The following is a 17,333-nucleotide window of genomic DNA, read 5'->3' as shown; positions in this document are numbered from 1 at the left end:
AGCACGCGGGCCCGGCGCCGAAGCGCCGGGCCCTTCGCCTGTCCCGGGTCGTCCGCGTCCGCCCCGCGTAGTCCTTCGTCCGTCCGTGGCCTGCCGTGCCCGCGCCCGGGGCTCAGGCGCGCGTCTGGGCGGTGAGCAGGCCGCGCAGCCGCGTCGTACGCCGCGGGGCCGGCACCTCCGCGAGGCGCCGGGCCAGCACGGGCCCCGCGCCGTGCACGACGGACAGGTGCCGCTCGCCGCGGCTGAACGCCGTGTACGCCCACGCGCGGCTCAGCTCCGGCTCCGCGTCGCCGGGCACGACGACCACCGCGGCGGGCCAGCGCCGCCCCGCCGCCTGGTGGGCGGTCAGCGCCCACCCGTGCCGGACGGCCTCGCCGACCCGCTCCGGCCGGACGACGACGGCCGTGCCGCCGCAGTCGAGGTGCAGCCCCGCGTCGTCACCGGTGGTCACCAGGCCGGGCACGGCGGTGCCGGGGGAGGGGACGTAGACGACGCGGTCGCCCGCGTCGAAGCCGCCGAACGCGCCGGGGCCGGGGTTCAGCCGCTCCTTGAGCGCCGCGTTCAGCACCCGGGTGCCGGCGGCGCCGCCGTGCCCCACGGCGATCACCTGCGTGTCCGCGGCGGGCACCCCGAGCGCCCGGGGTACGGAGTCCGCGACGAGCTGCACCGTCCGGTGGACCGCCTCGCCGGGGTCCTGCACCGGGACGATCACCACCTCCTTGCCGGGCGCCGCCACGGCCTGTAGCTCACCGGCGCCGACGCCGGAGACCAGCTCGCCGATCGGGCCGGGGTCCGGGGTGCGCGACGTCACCCGCGGGCACACCCGCGCCGCGGCGACGTCGGCGAAGACCCGGCCGGGACCGGCGGACTCCAGCAGCCCGGGGTCGCCGCTGAGGACCAGCCGGGCGCCGTCGGGCAGGGCCTCGACGAGCGCGGCGGCGGCCTCGGCGTCGAGCTGCGGCGCGTCCAGCACCGCCAGCACGTCGACACCGAGCAGCCCGTCCGCGTCCCGCCCCGGGCCCTCCCGGCCGGAGAGCAGCCCGCGCACGGTCACGGCCGCGGAGGCCGCGGGCGCGTCCGGCGCGGCGCCGTCCCGTACGGCGTCGGGCTCCGGGCCGGCGAGCAGGGCGGCCAGGCGGGTGCGGCCGTCGTCGGTGTGGGTGGCCGCGTAGGCGCGCAACCCCAGGGCACGGGCCGCGGCCACCAGCGCCGCGGGCTCCGCGCGGGCGGCCTCGCCGCCGGTGTGCAGTACGAGCCCGCTGCCCGCGGCGGCGCGGATCAGCTCCGCGGCGGAGGGCGACGGCGCGGCCCCGGCCGCCGCCTCCCAGGCGGCGGCGCCCACGGCGCGGACGGCCGCGTCCCCGTCGTGCGGCCCGCCCGGCTCGGCCGGACCGGAGTCGGCCCCGGGCCCGCCGGCGCCGGCCGCCGCCGAACTCGCCGGCGGCGCGAAGGTGTTCACCAGCCGGGACAGGCCGTCCGCAAGGCTCTCCTCCGCCATCGCGTACCGCTCCAGGCCGAGCAGCAGCCGTACGGGAACCTCCTCCTCGCCGTCCTCCCGGTCCTCGGGACTCGGGGCCGGGGCCGGGGCCGGGGTTGGAGTCGGGGCGGTGGCGGGCGGCTCCTCCCGCTCCTCGAAGACCAACACGCCGCCCGCCGCCGCCGCGTCGCGCAGCGCGTCCTCGGCGTCCGGCACCCCGTACCCCGACAGGGCCGTGGCCAGCGCCGGGAACTCCAGCGCGGTGTGCCCCCGGAGGGCCGCCTGCGCCAGCAGCCAGCCCACCAGCGCCTCCACCCGGCGCTCGTCGCCGGGCTCGGCGGACTCCAGCAGCCCGCGGGCGAACTCGTCGGCCTGCGCGGGCCGTACGCCCGGCACCGCGAGCAACTGCCACGGGTCCGTACGCAGCAACTCCGCAGCGCCGTCGCCGAAGTGCCCCGCGACGAGGGCCGCCGGCCCTTCGGGGGCGCCCGCGCCGGCGAGCACCTGCCGTACGGCGGCCACCGCCGCCGCGGTCGGCTCCGGCGCACGGCCCGGCTGCCCCGGCCCGGCTCCGGCACCCGGATGCGCACCGGCCTCCGGCACCGGCCCCGCCGCCGGCCGAGGGCTCCGTACGGGCCGGGGAGCGGGCGCCCGCGCCGGGGTGGGGAAGAACGCGGCGGCGTCGCGCTCGCCCCGCTCCACGGCCCGTACGGCGGCCAGCAGCTCCGCCGCCTTGCCGGTCAGCGCCGTGCCGCTGTCGACGGGCACCGTCGGCCCTCGGCCCTCAGCGCCCTCTCCGTCCGCGCTCCCGGCGGCCCCGCCGCCGTCCGCGCTCCCGGCGGCGCCGTCGGTCCCGCCGGGCTCCCGGCTCTCGTCGCCCGCCGCGCCCCCGCCGGTTCCGGCACGCGCTCCGTCGCCGCCCTCCGCAGCCGTCGCCCCCGGCCCCGTACCGCCCCCCGCCGCCTTGGCGGTCCCGGCGGCGGCGGCCTCCGCGGCCTCCCGTGCGTCGTTCACAGCGTGCTCCAGTCCTGATCGGGATAGCGGTGCACGGGCGCCGACACGTCGTCCAGCGCCTGGCAGATCTCGTCAGGAAGCGTAAGACCCTCCACCGACAACGCCGCCGTCAACTGCTCGGCGTTGCGCGCCCCCACCAGCGGTGCCGCGACGCCCGGCCGGTCCCGTACCCACGCGAGCGCCACCTCCAGCGGCGTCACCGCAAGCCCGGCCGCCGCCGTGGTCACCGCGTCGACCACCCGGCTCGCCTCCTCGTCCAGGTACGGCGCGACGAACGGCGCCAGGTGCTCCGAGGCCGCGCGCGAGCCCGGCGGCGTGGCGTCCCGGTACTTGCCGGTCAGGACGCCCCGGCCGAGCGGCGACGACGGCAGCAGGCCCACGCCCAGGTCCAGCGCCGCCGGCAGCACCTCCCGCTCCACCCCGCGCTGGAGCAGCGAGTACTCCATCTGGGTGGACGCCAGCCGGGTCCGCCCGCCCGCCGCGCCCCCGCCGCCGCCCGCGACGCCGGCGAGCTGCCACGTCGCGGCCTTGGCGAGCTGCCAGCCGCTGAAGTTGCTCACGCCCGCGTAGCGGGCGCGGCCGCTCGCTATGGCGGTGTCGAGGGCCTGGAGGGTCTCGTCCAGCGGCGTGTACGGGTCGAAGGCGTGCACCTGCCACAGGTCGACGTAGTCGGTGCCCAGCCGCTCCAGCGAGGCGTCGAGGGCGCCGAGCAGGTGCCGCCGGGAGGTGTCGAAGCGGCGGTCGGGGTCGGGGACGCTGCCCGCCTTCGTGGCGACGACGATGTCCCGCCTCGGTACGAGGCCGCCCAGCAGCCGCCCCAGCAGACACTCCGCGCCGCCGTCCGCGTACACGTCCGCGGTGTCGACGAGCGTCCCGCCGGCCTCCCAGAACGTCTTCAGCAGTCCGGCCGCCTCGGGCTCTCCGGTGTCCCGTCCCCAGGTGAGGGTGCCCAGTCCCAAGCGGGAGACGCGAAGGCCCGTGCGGCCGAGTTGCCTGTGCTCCATGGGCGTTGAGATTACTGGGGCCGGCGCGCTGCGCGGCGCGGACCGTCGCGCTAGAGTCGCACAGATATATTACCCACCGGTACGAAACCTCGGCGTGGTACGCCGGAGAGCAGGGAGGCCCGCATGCGGCTCGGGATCAACCTCGGCTACTGGGGTGCCGGCATGGACGCCGACAACCTCGCCGTCGCCCAGGAGGCCGACCGCCTCGGCTACGACGTGTGCTGGGCGGCGGAGGCGTACGGCTCGGACGCCGCGACCGTGCTGACCTGGGTCGCCGCCAAGACCGAGCGCATCGACGTCGGCTCCGCGATCTTCCAGATCCCGGCCCGCGCCCCCGCCATGACCGCGATGACCGCCGCCACCCTCGACTCCCTCACGGAGGGCCGCTTCCGCCTCGGCATCGGCGTCTCCGGGCCGCAGGTCTCCGAGGGCTGGTACGGGGTCGAATTCGGCAAGCCGCTCGTGCGCACCAGGGAGTACGTGGAGATCGTGCGCAAGGCGCTGTCCCGCGAGCGGCTGACGTACGCGGGCGAGCACTGGACGCTGCCGATCCCCGACGGGCCGGGCAAGCCGATCAAGTTGACGGTGCACCCCGTACGCGAGCGGATCCCCGTCTACATCGCCGCCATCGGCCCGAAGAACCTGGAGCAGACCGGCGAGATCGCCGAGGGCGTCCTGCTCGTCTTCTACTCGCCGGAGCACGCCGAGGAGACCACCCTGCGCCACCTGCGCGCCGGGCGCGCGAAGGCCGGCAAGGACCTCCAGGGCTTCGACATCGTGCCCACGGTCCCCCTGGCCCTGGGCGACGACGTGGCGGCGCTCGCCGACGTCTTCCGCCCGTACACCGCCCTCTACGTCGGCGGCATGGGCAGCGCCCGGCAGAACTTCTACAACAGCCTCGCCGGGCGCATGGGTTACGAGCGCGAGGCCGCCGAGATCCAGTCCGCGTACCTCGCGGGTGACAAGGCCGCCGCTGCCGCCGCCGTGCCGCACGAGCTGATCGACGCCACCACGCTGCTCGGCCCGGTGGAGCGGATCGCGGACCGGATGCGGGCGTACGCGGAGGCGGGGGTGACGTCCCTGTCGCTGGCGCCGTCCGGGTTCACGCGGGAGGAGCGCATCGCCGGCGTACGCGCCGGAGTGGAGGCGCTGGAGCGCGCCGGCCTCGCCTGACCCCGAGCCTGACCCCCGAGCCCTGCACCCCGAGCCGGAGCCCGGCCGTGGTGGGGGCTCGGGGTCCTCCCCGCCACGGCCGTCACCCCACCAACGCGCCGCACCCGCATCGGTTACGGGATCGCCCGGATGGCGGTTGGCACGCACCGCGGTGTTGCGTCACGGGCATCCGCGTCATTCACTCGGATACGGGTGTATTCCGGTGGTGAAAGGCGACGGTGACATGCTCTCGGCCAAGAACCTGTACCAGGAGATCCTCGACAACGACGACACCTTCCGGCTCTTCTGCTCCATCGCCGCCGCCGGGGAGGCCCAGGGCGGCTGGGAGAACGCCCGCATCTCCGTCCTCGTCCCCGACTCGTACCGCGCCCTCGCCCCCAAGGTGGCCCGGCACGGCGCCGACGAGGACAAGCACGGCCGCATCTTCCACGCACTGATGAAGAAGCGCGGCCTGGAGCCGGTCGACGTCCCCGGCGAGACCGACTACACCATGCTGCTGGAGGGCATCGGCATCGGCCTCGCCCACGACCAGCTCCGCCGCGACGGGCAGCTCACCGAGGCCGACGTCATCACGTACCTGGCGCACAGCAGGGTCACCGAGCAGCGCGCGTCGGACCAGATGCGGATGCTCCTCAAGCACTTCGGCGACCACCCGGACATCGGCCGCGCGGTGCGGATGATCTCCCACGACGAGGACAACCACCTCGCGTACTGCCACGAGGAACTGCTCGCCATGGCCGCGCAGGGCCACGGCCGGCGCGTACGGGCCGCGCTGCGCGAGGCGGCGCTGGCGGAGATCCGCGTGTACCGGGATGTGAGCCACGCGGTGATGGAGCACATGGGGCGGATCCTGAAGTGGCCGCGGAGCAGACGCGCGCTGCTGTCCGCGGGCATCGGGGCCGTGTACGCGTACGAACGGGCCGGCGGCTGGCGGCGGATGGTCTCCCTGCGGATGCCGGAGCGCCGCGACGCACTCGGCGGGCCGCCGCCGCGCGCCGCGACGGAGTTCGCCTGACGCGCGTTCCGCCTGACGCGCGTTCGCGTTGCGCGAACAGCACCCGCACCGGAGCCCGGCCCTCAGCGGCCGTCGCTTCCCAGCCAGCCGTGCCGGCGGAAGAACACGTACAGCCACAGCACCACCGTCGCCATCAGCACGAGCACCGCCGGATACCCCAGCGTCCAGTGCAGCTCCGGCATGTGGTCGAAGTTCATGCCGTAGATGCTGCCGATGACGGTGGGCGCGGCGGCCATGGCGGCGTACGCGGAGATCTTGCGCATGTCGTCGTTCTGCTGCACCCCGACCCGCGCCAGATGCGCGGCGAGGATGTCGGACAGCAGCCGGTCGATGGTCTCCACGTGCTCGTTGACGCGCGAGAGGTGGTCGCCCACGTCGCGGAAGAACGGCCGCGCCCGCTCGTTGACGAACGGTACCCCCGCCCCCGTCAGCCGCGTGATCGGCTCGGCCAGCGGGCCGGTGACGCGGCGGAACTCCAGCGCCTGCCGCTTGAAGTTGTAGATCCGCCCCGGCGAGCCCCCCGAGTCGCCGCCGCCGGGCTGGAAGACCTCCGCCTCCAGCTCCTCCAGGTCCGTGTGGAAGTCGTCCGCGACGTCGAGGTAGTTGTCCACGATGGCGTCGCACACCGCGTACACCACCGCCGTCGGTCCGTGCGCCAGCACCTCCGGCTGCCGCTCCAGCAGGGCACGTACCTGGCCGAGGGGGTTCGCCTCGCCGTGCCGGACGGTGACCACGAAGGAGTCGCCGACGAAGGTGTTGATCTCGCTGACGGTGATGGTGTCCGTGCTGTCGTCGTAGAGCACGGGCTTGAGCACCAGGAACAGCGCGGCGTCGTACACCTCCAGCTTCGGCCGCTGGTGGGCGGTGACCGCGTCCTCCGCCGCGAGCGGGTGCAGGCCGAGCCCGCCGGTGACCGCGTCGAACTCCTCGCGGGACGGCTCGAAGAGGCCGATCCAGCAGAACGTGTCCTCATCCGCGCGCGCCTGCGCGAGCACGTCCGCGACGTCCGCGGGCGCGGGTACGCGCCGGCCGTGCCGGTAAAGCGCGCAGTCGACTATCACACCGCCATTGTTTACCGAAGCGTGCCGCCTGTCGCGCAGGACGTACGCTGGCTTGCATGCCCACCCTCCTACTGCTCCGGCACGCCCGGTCCACGGCCAACGTGGACGGCGTGCTCGCCGGCCGCAGCCCGGGTGTCGGGCTGGACGAGCGCGGCACCGAGCAGGCCGCCGCGCTGCCCGCCCGGCTGGCCGCCCTGGCGCCCGCCGCCGTGGTCACCAGCCCGCTCGAACGCTGCCGCGAGACGCTGAAGCCGCTCCTGGCCGCCCGCCCGGAGCTGCCCGTGCACGTCGAGGACCGGCTGAACGAGTGCGACTACGGCGAGTGGACCGGCAGCAAGCTCGCGGAGCTGGCGGAGGACCCGCTGATGGCCGTCGTGCAGCAGCACCCGTCCGCGGCCGGGTTCCCCGGCGGCGAGACGATGCGCGCGATGCAGGCGCGCGCCGTGGAGGCGGTGCGGGAGTGGAACGTTACCGTGGCCGCCGAGCACGGCCCGGAGGCGCTGTACGTGATGTGCAGCCACGGCGACATCATCAAGTCCGTGGTGGCGGACGCCCTCGGGATGCACCTCGACCTCTTCCAGCGCATCGCCGTCGGGCCCGCCTCCGTCACCGCGATCCGGTACACGCCCCTGCGTCCCTTCGTACTCCGTCTCGGCGACACCGGCCGGCTCGACGGCCTCGCCCCGCCGCCTCCCGCGGAGCCCGCGGCAGAGGCGGCGGAGGCCCCGCGCACGGGGCGGAGCGCGGCGGACGAGTCCGCCGCGGAGGTGGGCGGCGGTGCCGGAGCCGGTTGATCCCCGATGATCAGCTCGCGCAGTAGGGTGGTCGGATCGGTCCCGCACCGGATCCCTTTCAGGAGTCGAGTAATCGGAGCAGCACGTGCCGCGTGAGGTGTACTTCTACGACCCGCCGGACCGCTTCGTGGCCGGCACGGTCGGGCTGCCGGGGCGCCGCACCTTCTTCCTCCAGGCGTCCAAGTCCGGCCGCACCACCAGCGTTGCGCTGGAGAAGGCGCAGGTGGCCGCGCTGGCCCAGCGGATCGACGAACTTCTCGACGAGGTGGTACGGCGCAGCGGCGGCACCAGCGACGTGCCCGCCGTCGCCCCCGCCGAGCTGTCCGACACGGCGCCCCTGGACGCCCCCATCGAGGAGGAGTTCCGGGTCGGCACGATGGCGCTGGCGTGGGACGCGGAGGGCGAGCGGATGGTCGTCGAGGCGCAGGCCCTGGTCGAGTTGGACGCCGACTCCGACGAGGACCTGGCGGCGGCCGAGGAGGCGCTGCTCCAGGACGACGAGAACGGCCCGCCGATGCTGCGCGTACGCCTCACCGGGCAGATGGCGCGCGCCTTCGCCAAGCGGGCCAACGACGTGGTGAACGCCGGCCGGCCGCCCTGCCCGCTGTGCAGCCTGCCGCTCGACCCGGAGGGACACGTATGTCCGCGCCAGAACGGATACCGCCGGGGAGAGTGAGCCCGCTCGCCCTGGCGCCCGACGAGGCCCGCGCGCTGCTCACCGGTGGCGAGCTGACCGTCGCCGGGCGCATCCGCGGCGCGTCGAACGCGGTCCTGTTCTGCACCGTCGCCGACGGCGGGCGCACGGCGGAGTGCGTGTACAAGCCGGTCGCGGGGGAGCGGCCGCTGTGGGACTTCCCGGACGGCACGCTGGCGCAGCGCGAGGTCGCGGCGTACGAGGTCTCGCAGGCCACCGGCTGGGGGCTGGTGCCGCCCACGGTGCTGCGGGACGGGCCGTTCGGCGAGGGCATGTGCCAACTGTGGATCCCGGCCGCGGACAGTGGGAGCCCGGACGACACCGACACCGACTCCCACATTGACTCCGGGACCGCCGCCGACACCGGCTCCGAGACCGACTCCGAGACCGAGACCGACTCCGAGAACGACTCCGGCACCGCCGCCGGCCCCGGGGACGCGGCGCCCGCCGGCGCCGACCTGCTCGCCCTCGTCGACGGCGACGAGCCGGGACCCGGCTGGAAGGCCGTCGGCTACGCCGAGACCGGCCAGGGCCACCCCGCGCTCCTCGTGCACGCCGACGACGTAAGGCTGCGCCGCCTCGCCGTCCTCGACGCCGTGATCAACAACGGTGACCGCAAGGGCGGCCACCTGCTGCCCGCCCCCGGCGGCCGGCTCTACGCCATCGACCACGGCGTGACGTTCCACACCGACGACAAGCTCCGCACCCTGCTGTGGGGCTGGGCCGGCGAGCCGCTGCCCGCCGAGGCCGTCGCCGTGCTGCGCGGGCTGGCCGGCGGGCTCGCCGCCGACGGGCCGCTGGCCGCCCGGCTGGCGCCGCTGATCACCCCGGCGGAGGTGGCCGCGCTGTCCGCCCGTATCGCCGCGCTGCTGGCCTCGGGACGGCACCCGGAGCCCAGCGGCGAGTGGCCGGCCATCCCCTGGCCGCCTCTCTGAGCACGGCCCGGCCGCCCCGGCCGGTCCCGCGTCGCCGCCGCCCCGGCGCATTCCGTACGAACCCTCCCACCGCTGTCCGAATCCGCAGGCTCGCGCCGCCCCGGTCGTTTGGCCAGGCCACCGGCGGTTACGCTCGTTTACATGCATGCCTGGCCTGCTCCCGAGGTCCCGGTGCTCCCCGGCACCGGCCGCGACCTCCGCCTCCACGACACCGCGACCGGAGGGCTCGTCACCTTCGATCCCGGACCGGAGGCCCGCATCTACGTATGCGGCATCACCCCCTACGACGCCACCCACATGGGGCACGCGGCCACGTACACCGCGTTCGACCTCGTGCAGCGGGTCTGGCTCGACAACAAGCGGCAGGTCCATTACGTCCAGAACGTCACCGACATCGACGACCCACTGCTGGAACGGGCCGCCGAGACGGGCGAGGAGTGGGCCGCCCTCGCCGACCGCGAGACGGACCTGTACCGCGACGACATGACGGCCCTGCGGAACCTCCCGCCCCGCGAGTTCGTCGGCGCGGTGGAGGCGATACCGCGCATCGTGCCGCTGGTGGAGCGGCTGCGCGACGCCGGCGCCGCCTACGAACTCGACGGCGACGTCTACTTCTCCGTCGAATCCGACCCCCGCTTCGGCTCCGTCTCCGGGCTCGACGCCGCCACCATGCGCGAGCTGTCCGCCGAGCGCGGCGGCGACCCCGGCAGGTCCGGCAAGAAGAACCCGCTCGACCCGCTGCTGTGGAGCGCCGCCCGCGAGGGCGAGCCGAGCTGGGACGGCGGCTCCCTCGGCCACGGCCGGCCCGGCTGGCACATCGAGTGCGTCGCCATCTCGCTGGACCACCTCGGCATGACCTTCGACGTGCAGGGCGGCGGCAGCGACCTGATCTTCCCGCACCACGAGATGGGCGCGTCCCACGCGCAGGTGCTGACCGGCGAGTTCCCCTTCGCCCGGGCGTACGTGCACTCCGGCCTCGTCGCCCTGGACGGCGAGAAGATGTCGAAGTCCAAGGGCAACCTGGTCTTCGTCTCGCAGTTGCGCCGCGACGGCGTCGACCCCGTGGCCGTACGGCTCGCGCTGCTCGCCCACCACTACCGCACGGACTGGGAGTGGACCGCCCACGGGCTGGAGCAGGCGGAGGAGCGGCTGGCGCGCTGGCGCGACGCCGTCTCCCGGCCGGAGGGGCCGCCCGCGGAGGGGCTCGTGGAGGAGATGCGCGCCGCGCTGGCGGAGGACCTGGACTCGCCCGCGGCGCTGGCCGCCGTGGACCGCTGGGCGGCGCTCCAGCGCGCAGCGGGCGGTACGGACACGGGGGCGCCCGGCGTGGTCTCGCGGGCGGTGGACGCGCTGCTGGGCGTGGCGCTGTAGCGGCTCCGTAGCGGGGCGGGCGGGGCCGCGTCAGTCCTTGTCGCCGGCCTCGCCGCCGCGGCGGCCCCGGCCGCGGCGCGGCCGCTTGCCCTTTCCGGCACCGCTGTCGTCGGAGGCACCGCTGTCGTCGGAGGCGTCGGAGGCGTCGCCGGAAGCGCCGGAAGCGCCGCCAGAAGCGTCGGAGGCATCGGAGTCGGCGTCGTCATCGGCGGTGCGGTCCGCATCGCCGGCGTCGCCGGTGCCCTTGCCGGCCTCGGTGTCCTTGTCCGCCCCGGTGTCCCCGTCGCTCTCGACGGTCGGCTCGGGGCCCTCGCCCTTCGGCTTTGCGGCGCCGTCCGCCGCCGCCCCGTCGCCGTCGTCCGCGCCTTCCGCGCCGTCCCCGTCGTCGCCCTCGCGCTCCTCCGGCGCCGGCTGCTCGCCCCGCTCCGTGAGGTCCGGGAGGGGCTGCGGCCCGGAGAGGTCGCGCAGGTACGGGCCTGCGCCCGGGTCGCGGCGGCGCAGATAGCGCTCGAACTCGCGGGCGATCGCCTCGCCCGACGCCTCCGGCAGCTCCGCCGTGTCGCGCGCCTCCTCCAGCGTCTGTACGTACTCCGCGACCTCGCTGTCCTCCGCGGCCAGTTGGTCCACGCCCAGCTGCCAGGCCCGCGCGTCCTCGGGCAGCTCGCCGAGCGGGATGCGCACGCCGATCAGGTCGTCGAGCCGGTTGAGCAGCGCCAGGGTGGCCTTCGGGTTGGGCGGCTGGGAGACGTAGTGCGGCACGGCCGCCCACAGGCTGGCGGTCGGCACGCCCGCGTGCGTGCACGCCTCCTGGAGGATGCCGACGATCCCGGTCGGGCCCTCGTAGCGGGTCTCCTCCAGGTCCATCGACACGGCCAGCTCCGGGTCGGAGGTCACGCCGGTCACCGGCACGGGCCGGGTGTGCGGGGTGTCGCCGAGCAGCGCGCCGAGCAGGACGACCAGCTCGACGCCCAACTCGTGGGCGAAGCCCAGGATCTCGTTGCAGAACGAGCGCCAGCGCATGCTGGGCTCGATGCCGCGGACGAGCACGAGGTCCCGCGGGTGGCCCTTGCCGTCGGCGTCCGCGATCCGTACCGCGGACAACTGCGTCGTGGGCCAGGTGACCTTCCGTACGCCGCCGTGGAGGGTGACGGTGGGCCGGTTGACCTGGAAGTCGTAGTAGTCCTCGGCGTCGAGCGACGCGAAGACCTCGCCCTTCCACTCCCGGTCGAGATGTCCGACCGCGGAGGAGGCGGCGTCACCGGCGTCGTTCCAGCCCTCGAAGGCGCAGATCATCACCGGATCGACCAGCTCGGGCAGCCCCTCCAGCTCGATCACCCAGCGCCTCCTTCCGGCGGTTACCGCCCCTGTGCCACGTGCTTCGAAACATGCGGCCCCCAGCCTAAGGCTTCCCCGCCGACGAGCCGTATCCCGTGCGGCACGACTACCGATTCATCCGAGGTGTGCACCTTAGGGAGGGTTGGCAGCGCGTCAGTACGGATAAATCACTCACGGCCTCTGGACGTTGGTAAGCGGACCCGGATATACATCGGATGACTGCTGAAAGATCCGATGTTCCAGACGCGAGGGAAGCCTGCATGCGACCGACTGTCACCGATTTGGACGTCTCCGACATCCGCTTCCCCACCTCCCTGGAGCTCGACGGGTCGGATGCCATGCACCCGGATCCCGACTACTCGGCCGCGTACGTCGTGCTCCGCACCGACGACCCCGGCGTCGAGGGCCACGGCTTCTGCTTCACCATCGGCCGCGGCAACGACGTCACCGCCACCGCCATCCGCTCCCTCGCGCCCTACGTCGTCGGCCGCCCCGCGCCGGCCACCGCCGCCGAACTGGCCGAGCTGTGCCACAACCTCACCCACGACTCCCAACTGCGCTGGCTCGGCCCGGAGAAGGGCGTCATCCACATGGCCGCGGGGGCCGTGGTCAACGCCGCCTGGGACCTGGCCGCCGGGCAGGCGGGGCTGCCGGTGTGGGAGTTCCTGGCCGGCATGACCCCGGAGGAGCTGGTCTCCCTCGTCGACTTCCGCTACCTCTCCGACGCCCTCACCCCCGACGAGGCCCTGGCCCTGCTGCGCGCCGCCGAGCCCGGCCGCGCCGAGCGGGCCGCCCGGCTGCGCGCCGAGGGCTACCCCGCGTACACCACCACCCCCGGCTGGCTCGGCTACTCCGACGAGAAGCTCGTCCAGCTCTCCAAGGCCGCCGTCGCCGAGGGCTTCGGCCAGATCAAGCTGAAGGTCGGCGGCGACCTCGACGCCGACGTACGCCGCATGCGGCTCGCCCGCGAGGCCGTCGGCCCGGACATCCGCATCGCCGTCGACGCCAACCAGCGCTGGGACGTCGCCGACGCCGTGCGCTGGATGACCGCACTGGCCCCGTACGAGCCGCACTGGATCGAGGAGCCCACCAGCCCCGACGACGTGCTCGGCCACGCCGCCGTCCGCGCCGGGCAGCCGGTGAAGGTCGCCACCGGCGAACACGTCGCCAACCGCGTGATGTTCAAGCAACTGCTCCAGGCAGGCGCCGTCGACTTCGTCCAGATCGACGCCGCGCGTGTCGCCGGGGTCAACGAGAACCTGGCCATCCTGCTGCTCGCCGCCAAGCACGGCATCCCGGTCTGCCCGCACGCCGGCGGGGTCGGGCTGTGCGAACTGGTCCAGCACCTGGCCATGTTCGACTACGTCGCCGTCTCCGGCACCCGCGAGGACCGCGTCATCGAGTACGTCGACCACCTGCACGAGCACTTCACCGACCCGGCCGTCGTCGTCGACGGCCGCTACCGCGCGCCCGAGGCCCCCGGATTCTCCGCGCGGATGCACCCCGAGTCGCTGGCCGCGCACCGCTACCCCGACGGACCCGTCTGGCAGGCCGTGGCCCGGCGGGGCCCGGGGAGCTGAGCCCCATGCCCGACGCACCGCAAGCCGCACCGCACACCGCGCGGCAGGCCCCCCGGCGAGCGGCACCGCAAGCCGCCCCGCCGGCGGGACCGCACGCCGCAGCCCGAGCCGAACCCCCCAGCCGCATACCCGAGACGAACGACGGGACGGGACTCCCATGCTGACTCGCAGACTCCGCACGACCGCCGTCGCGGCCTGCACCACTCTCCTCGCCATCGCCCCGCTGGCGGCCTGCAACCGCGGCAACGACGCGGCCGGGGCCGACGGCCAGGTCGGCATCGACATGCCGCGCACCGACAGCGACTTCTGGAACTCCTACCACCAGTACCTGAAGAAGGGCGTCTCGGACGGCGTGGTCGACGCCCTGCCGATCACCAACTCCCAGAACGACATCGGCAAGCTCGTCTCCAACGTGCAGGCGTTCACCGACCAGGGCGCCGACGCCGTCGTCATGGCACCGCAGGACACCGGCGCCGTCGCCTCCACCCTGGAGCGGCTGGCGGAGGAGGACATCCCCGTCGTCAGCGTCGACACCCGCCCCGACAAGGGCGAGGTCTACATGGTCGTACGGGCCGACAACGAGGCGTACGGCATCAAAGCCTGCGAATACCTCGGCGAGCAACTGGGGGGCAAGGGCAAGGTCGTGGAGTTCCAGGGCGACCTGGCCTCCATCAACGGCCGCGACCGCTCGATGGCGTTCAAGAAGTGCATGGACGAGAAGTACCCCGACATGGAGGTCTTCGAGCTGCCGACCGAGTGGAAGGGCGACGTCGCCTCCGCCAAGCTCCAGAGCGTGCTGGCCAAGGAGAAGTCGATCGACGGCATCTACATGCAGGCCGGCGGCGTCTTCCTCCAGCCCACCCTCGCCCTGCTGGAGCAGAAGAACATGCTCAAGCCCGCCGGCGAGGAGGGCCACATCACGATCGTCTCCAACGACGGCATCCCGGAGGAGCTGGACGCCATCCGCGCCGGCACGATCGACGCGACCGTCTCCCAGCCCGCCGACCTCTACGCCGAGTACGCGCTCTTCTACGCCCAGCAGGCGCTGAAGGGCAAGGAGTTCAAGCCGGGCAAGACCGACCACGGCTCGACCATCGTCAAGATCCCCAACGGCCTGGAGGACCAGTTGCCCGCCCCGCTGGTCACCAAGGAGAACGTCGACGACCCCGAGCTGTGGGCCAACCAGCTCGAAAAGCAGGGCTGAGCGGTGCCCGTGGCGCCCCCCGCCGTACGCGCCGACGGCGTCGTCAAGCGCTTCGGCCCCACGCTCGCCCTCGACGGCGTGCACCTGGAGGTCGCGGCCGGCGAGGCACACGCCCTCGTCGGCCGCAACGGCGCCGGGAAGTCGACCCTCGTCTCCGTGCTCACCGGCATGGAGCGCCCCGACACGGGCACGGTCGCCTTCTCCGGCGAGCCCGCGCCGCCGTTCGGCGACACGGCGGCGTGGCGCGCCAAGGTCGCCTGCGTCTACCAGAAGCTCATGATCGTGCCGGACCTCACGGTCGCGGAGAACCTCTTCCTCAACCGCTTCACCGGCGGCGGCGCCATCAACTGGCGCCGGCTGCGCTCGCGCGCCCGCGAGCTGCTGGCGGCGTACGGCGTGGAGGTGGACCCCGCCGTGCGGGCGAAGGACCTCGGCGTCGAGCAGCGGCAGTTCGTAGAGATCGCCAGAGCGCTGAGCTTCGGCGCCCGGCTGATCATCCTCGACGAGCCGACCGCCCGGCTCGACGCGGGCGGCATCGACCGGCTCTTCGACAAACTGCGCGAACTCCAGCGGCAGGGGGTCGCCTTCCTGTTCATCTCCCACCACCTCCAGGAGGTCTACGAACTCTGCGACACCGTCACCGTCTTCCGCGACGCCCGGCACATCCTCACCGCACCCGTCGCCGGGCTGCCGAAGGAGGACCTGGTCGCGGCGATGACCGGTGAGGGTGCGCCCCCCGGCGCCGCGGCGGCGGTGCCGCCGGCCGCGGTGGTCCCGGGCCAGGCGACCGCCGCGGAGGGCGCCGGCGACGAGCCCGTGCTGCGGGCGCGGGCGCTGGCCGTGGCGGGCGCGTACGAGCCGCTGGACCTCGCCGTGCGCGCCGGCGAGGTCGTCGGCCTGGCCGGCGCCGCCGCCAGCGGCAACACCGCGATCGGCGAGACCCTCGTCGGCATGCGGGCGCCCGACGCCGGCCGGGTCGAGGTGCGCGGCACCGCCGTGCGCACCGGCAGCGTGCCGCACGCGCTGGAGGCCGGCATCGGCTACGTACCGGAGGACCGGCACGAACAGGGCCTGGTGCCCGGCCGCAGCGTCGCGGAGAACGCCACGCTCACCGTCGCCGACCAACTGGGACCGTACGGCACCGTGCTCCCCTCGCGCACCCGCCGCTTCGCGCAGCGCATGATCGAGTCGCTGGACATCAAGACCTCCGGGCCCTCCCAGGACGTCGACGGGCTGTCCGGCGGCAACCAGCAGAAGGTCGTGATCGCCCGCGCGCTCGCCCGGGACCCCGGCGTGCTGGTGGCGATCAAGCCGACCGCGGGCGTGGACGTGAAGTCCAAGGACGCCCTGCTGGGCGTCGTCCGGCGGGTGGCCGAGGGCGGCAGCGGCGCCGTCATCGTCTCCGACGAACTGGACGACCTGCGCGTCTGCGACCGGGTGCTCGCGCTCTTCCACGGGCGCGTGGTCGCCGAGTTCGGCGGCGGCTGGACGGACCGGGAGCTGGTCGCCGCCATGGAGGGCATCGAACCCGGACACCGCGAGCAGCAGCAGGACCAGAGCAACAAGCCAGACCAGCCAGACCAGCCGGAGAAGGGGCAGCAAGCATGACACGGCCTACGTCCACAGCGCCGCCGGCCGCCGCGGCCGAGGGCGGAGCGGCGGTGGAGAAGAAGCCGCAGTTGCAGCTCGGCGGGGTGGAGATAGACCTCGGCCGCTGGCGCGACTTCTCGCTCGTACCCGTCATCTTCGTGCTCGGCGTGATCGGCTTCATCGTCTCGCCCGCGTTCCTGACCTCCGACAACCTCATCGGCGTCGTCCAGCAGTCCACCGAACTCGGGCTGCTGGTCCTCGCGCAGGCGCTGATCCTCATCAGCGGCCGGATGGACCTGTCGCTGGAGTCGACGATCGGCGTCGCCCCGGTGATCGCGCTCTGGCTCGTCCTGCCCGCCGAGGGCGGCCGGTTCACCGGCATCGAACTGCTGCCGTCCGGCACGTCGATCTTCCTGTGCCTCCTCGTCGGCGCCGTCATCGGGCTCTTCAACGGCTTCCTCATCCTCAAACTCAGAGTCAACGGCTTCATCGCCACGCTCGGCATGCTGGTGATGCTGCGCGGCCTGCACGAGGGGATCACCGGCGGCAAGTCGATCATCGAGGTGCCCGAGTCCTTCGCGTACCTCGGCAAGGAGAGCTGGCTCGGCGTCCCCGCCGCCGTCTACGTCTGCCTCGGCCTCTACGCGGTCGGCGGGCTGATGCTCGGCTACCTGCGGCACGGGCGCGCGCTGTACGCCATCGGCGGCAACCCGGAGGCGGCGCGCGCCGCGGGCATCCGCGTGGACCGCATCACCTGGATCGTCCTGGCCATCGGCGGCATGCTCGCGGCCTTCGCCGGCGTGCTCTACACCGGCCACTACGGCTCGGTCTCCGCCGGCCAGGGCAAGGACATGATCTTCCAGGTGTTCGCCGCGGCGGTCATCGGCGGCATCAGCCTGCGCGGCGGGCGCGGCACCCTCTTCGGGGCACTGACCGGCGTGCTGACCCTCCAGCTCGTCATCAACGTGATGACGCTCGCGGGCGTGCCGGCGGAGTGGACGAAGTTCCTCAACGGGGCGATCATCATCGTCGCCCTGGTCATTTCCCGGTTCGTCAGCGGCGAGAAACAGGACTGAGAGGCGGCGG

The 17,333-nt window shown here is 74.1% G+C and carries 14 protein-coding genes; 10 read left to right on the top strand and 4 right to left on the bottom strand.

What is annotated here, in order from left to right:
* Positions 1–112: 112 nt before the first annotated feature.
* Positions 113–2,491, bottom strand: a complete 2,379-nt coding sequence (locus QBL21_RS21670; protein WP_407563886.1) for a helix-hairpin-helix domain-containing protein — start codon at positions 2,489–2,491, stop codon at positions 113–115.
* Positions 2,488–3,495 carry an aldo/keto reductase gene (locus QBL21_RS21665; RefSeq protein WP_407563885.1) on the bottom strand — a complete coding sequence of 336 codons (1,008 nt, stop codon included), beginning with the start codon at positions 3,493–3,495 and terminating at the stop codon, positions 2,488–2,490. The genes QBL21_RS21670 and QBL21_RS21665 overlap by 4 nt, the downstream gene beginning before the upstream one ends.
* Positions 3,496–3,618: 123 nt before the next feature.
* Between QBL21_RS21665 and QBL21_RS21660 the strand changes: the two genes are divergently transcribed.
* Positions 3,619–4,668, top strand: a complete 1,050-nt coding sequence (locus QBL21_RS21660) for an LLM class F420-dependent oxidoreductase (protein WP_407563884.1) — start codon at positions 3,619–3,621, stop codon at positions 4,666–4,668.
* Between the two features lie 223 nt (positions 4,669–4,891).
* Complete coding sequence (locus QBL21_RS21655) at positions 4,892–5,683, top strand: ferritin-like domain-containing protein (RefSeq protein WP_407563883.1); 792 nt, start codon at positions 4,892–4,894, stop codon at positions 5,681–5,683.
* Positions 5,684–5,745: 62 nt separating this feature from the next.
* Here the strand turns inward: QBL21_RS21655 and corA are convergent, their stop codons facing one another.
* The gene (corA, locus tag QBL21_RS21650) at positions 5,746–6,744 is read right to left on the bottom strand and encodes a magnesium/cobalt transporter CorA (protein ID WP_407563882.1); all 999 of its coding nucleotides are present in this window, start codon (positions 6,742–6,744) and stop codon (positions 5,746–5,748) included.
* A 56-nt stretch (positions 6,745–6,800) separates the two neighbouring features.
* On the opposite strand from corA, the gene QBL21_RS21645 reads away from it, so the two are divergent.
* From QBL21_RS21645 to mshC, 4 genes are all read left to right on the top strand, one after another.
* A complete protein-coding gene (locus QBL21_RS21645) occupies positions 6,801–7,538 on the top strand; it encodes a histidine phosphatase family protein (RefSeq protein WP_407563881.1) in 738 nt (245 codons plus the stop codon).
* Between the two features lie 85 nt (positions 7,539–7,623).
* Positions 7,624–8,214: a DUF3090 domain-containing protein gene (locus QBL21_RS21640; protein WP_407563880.1), complete on the top strand. Its 591-nt coding sequence runs from the start codon at positions 7,624–7,626 to the stop codon at positions 8,212–8,214.
* The gene (locus QBL21_RS21635) at positions 8,178–9,167 is read left to right on the top strand and encodes an SCO1664 family protein (protein WP_407563879.1); all 990 of its coding nucleotides are present in this window, start codon (positions 8,178–8,180) and stop codon (positions 9,165–9,167) included. The genes QBL21_RS21640 and QBL21_RS21635 overlap by 37 nt, the downstream gene beginning before the upstream one ends.
* Positions 9,168–9,308: 141 nt before the next feature.
* Positions 9,309–10,538: a cysteine--1-D-myo-inosityl 2-amino-2-deoxy-alpha-D-glucopyranoside ligase gene (mshC, locus tag QBL21_RS21630; protein WP_407563878.1), complete on the top strand. Its 1,230-nt coding sequence runs from the start codon at positions 9,309–9,311 to the stop codon at positions 10,536–10,538.
* A 30-nt stretch (positions 10,539–10,568) separates the two neighbouring features.
* On the opposite strand, the gene QBL21_RS21625 is transcribed toward mshC, so the two are convergent.
* Positions 10,569–11,873 (bottom strand): PAC2 family protein, encoded by a 1,305-nt coding sequence (locus tag QBL21_RS21625; RefSeq protein WP_407563877.1) that lies wholly within the window; start codon positions 11,871–11,873, stop codon positions 10,569–10,571.
* Positions 11,874–12,133: 260 nt separating this feature from the next.
* Here QBL21_RS21625 and QBL21_RS21620 point away from each other — a divergent pair, with 260 nt between their 5' ends.
* The 4 genes from QBL21_RS21620 to QBL21_RS21605 all read left to right on the top strand — a co-directional run bounded on the left by QBL21_RS21620 (position 12,134) and on the right by QBL21_RS21605 (position 17,323).
* Positions 12,134–13,453, top strand: a complete 1,320-nt coding sequence (locus QBL21_RS21620) for an enolase C-terminal domain-like protein (RefSeq protein ID WP_407563876.1) — start codon at positions 12,134–12,136, stop codon at positions 13,451–13,453.
* A gap of 157 nt (positions 13,454–13,610) precedes the next feature.
* Positions 13,611–14,657, top strand: coding sequence for a sugar ABC transporter substrate-binding protein (locus tag QBL21_RS21615; protein ID WP_407563875.1), 1,047 nt, complete (start codon positions 13,611–13,613; stop codon positions 14,655–14,657).
* A gap of 3 nt (positions 14,658–14,660) precedes the next feature.
* Complete coding sequence (locus tag QBL21_RS21610) at positions 14,661–16,265, top strand: sugar ABC transporter ATP-binding protein (RefSeq protein WP_407563874.1); 1,605 nt, start codon at positions 14,661–14,663, stop codon at positions 16,263–16,265.
* Positions 16,262–17,323: an ABC transporter permease gene (locus tag QBL21_RS21605; protein ID WP_407563873.1), complete on the top strand. Its 1,062-nt coding sequence runs from the start codon at positions 16,262–16,264 to the stop codon at positions 17,321–17,323. Before QBL21_RS21610 ends, QBL21_RS21605 begins: the two co-directional genes overlap by 4 nt.
* Positions 17,324–17,333 lie beyond the last annotated feature (10 nt).

It is taken from the genome of Streptomyces sp. 184 (assembly GCF_045781775.1).
Taxonomy (GTDB): domain Bacteria; phylum Actinomycetota; class Actinomycetes; order Streptomycetales; family Streptomycetaceae; genus Streptomyces.
The sequence above is the reverse complement of the archived record's forward strand: the minus strand, read 5'-3'. Positions and strand labels throughout refer to the sequence as shown.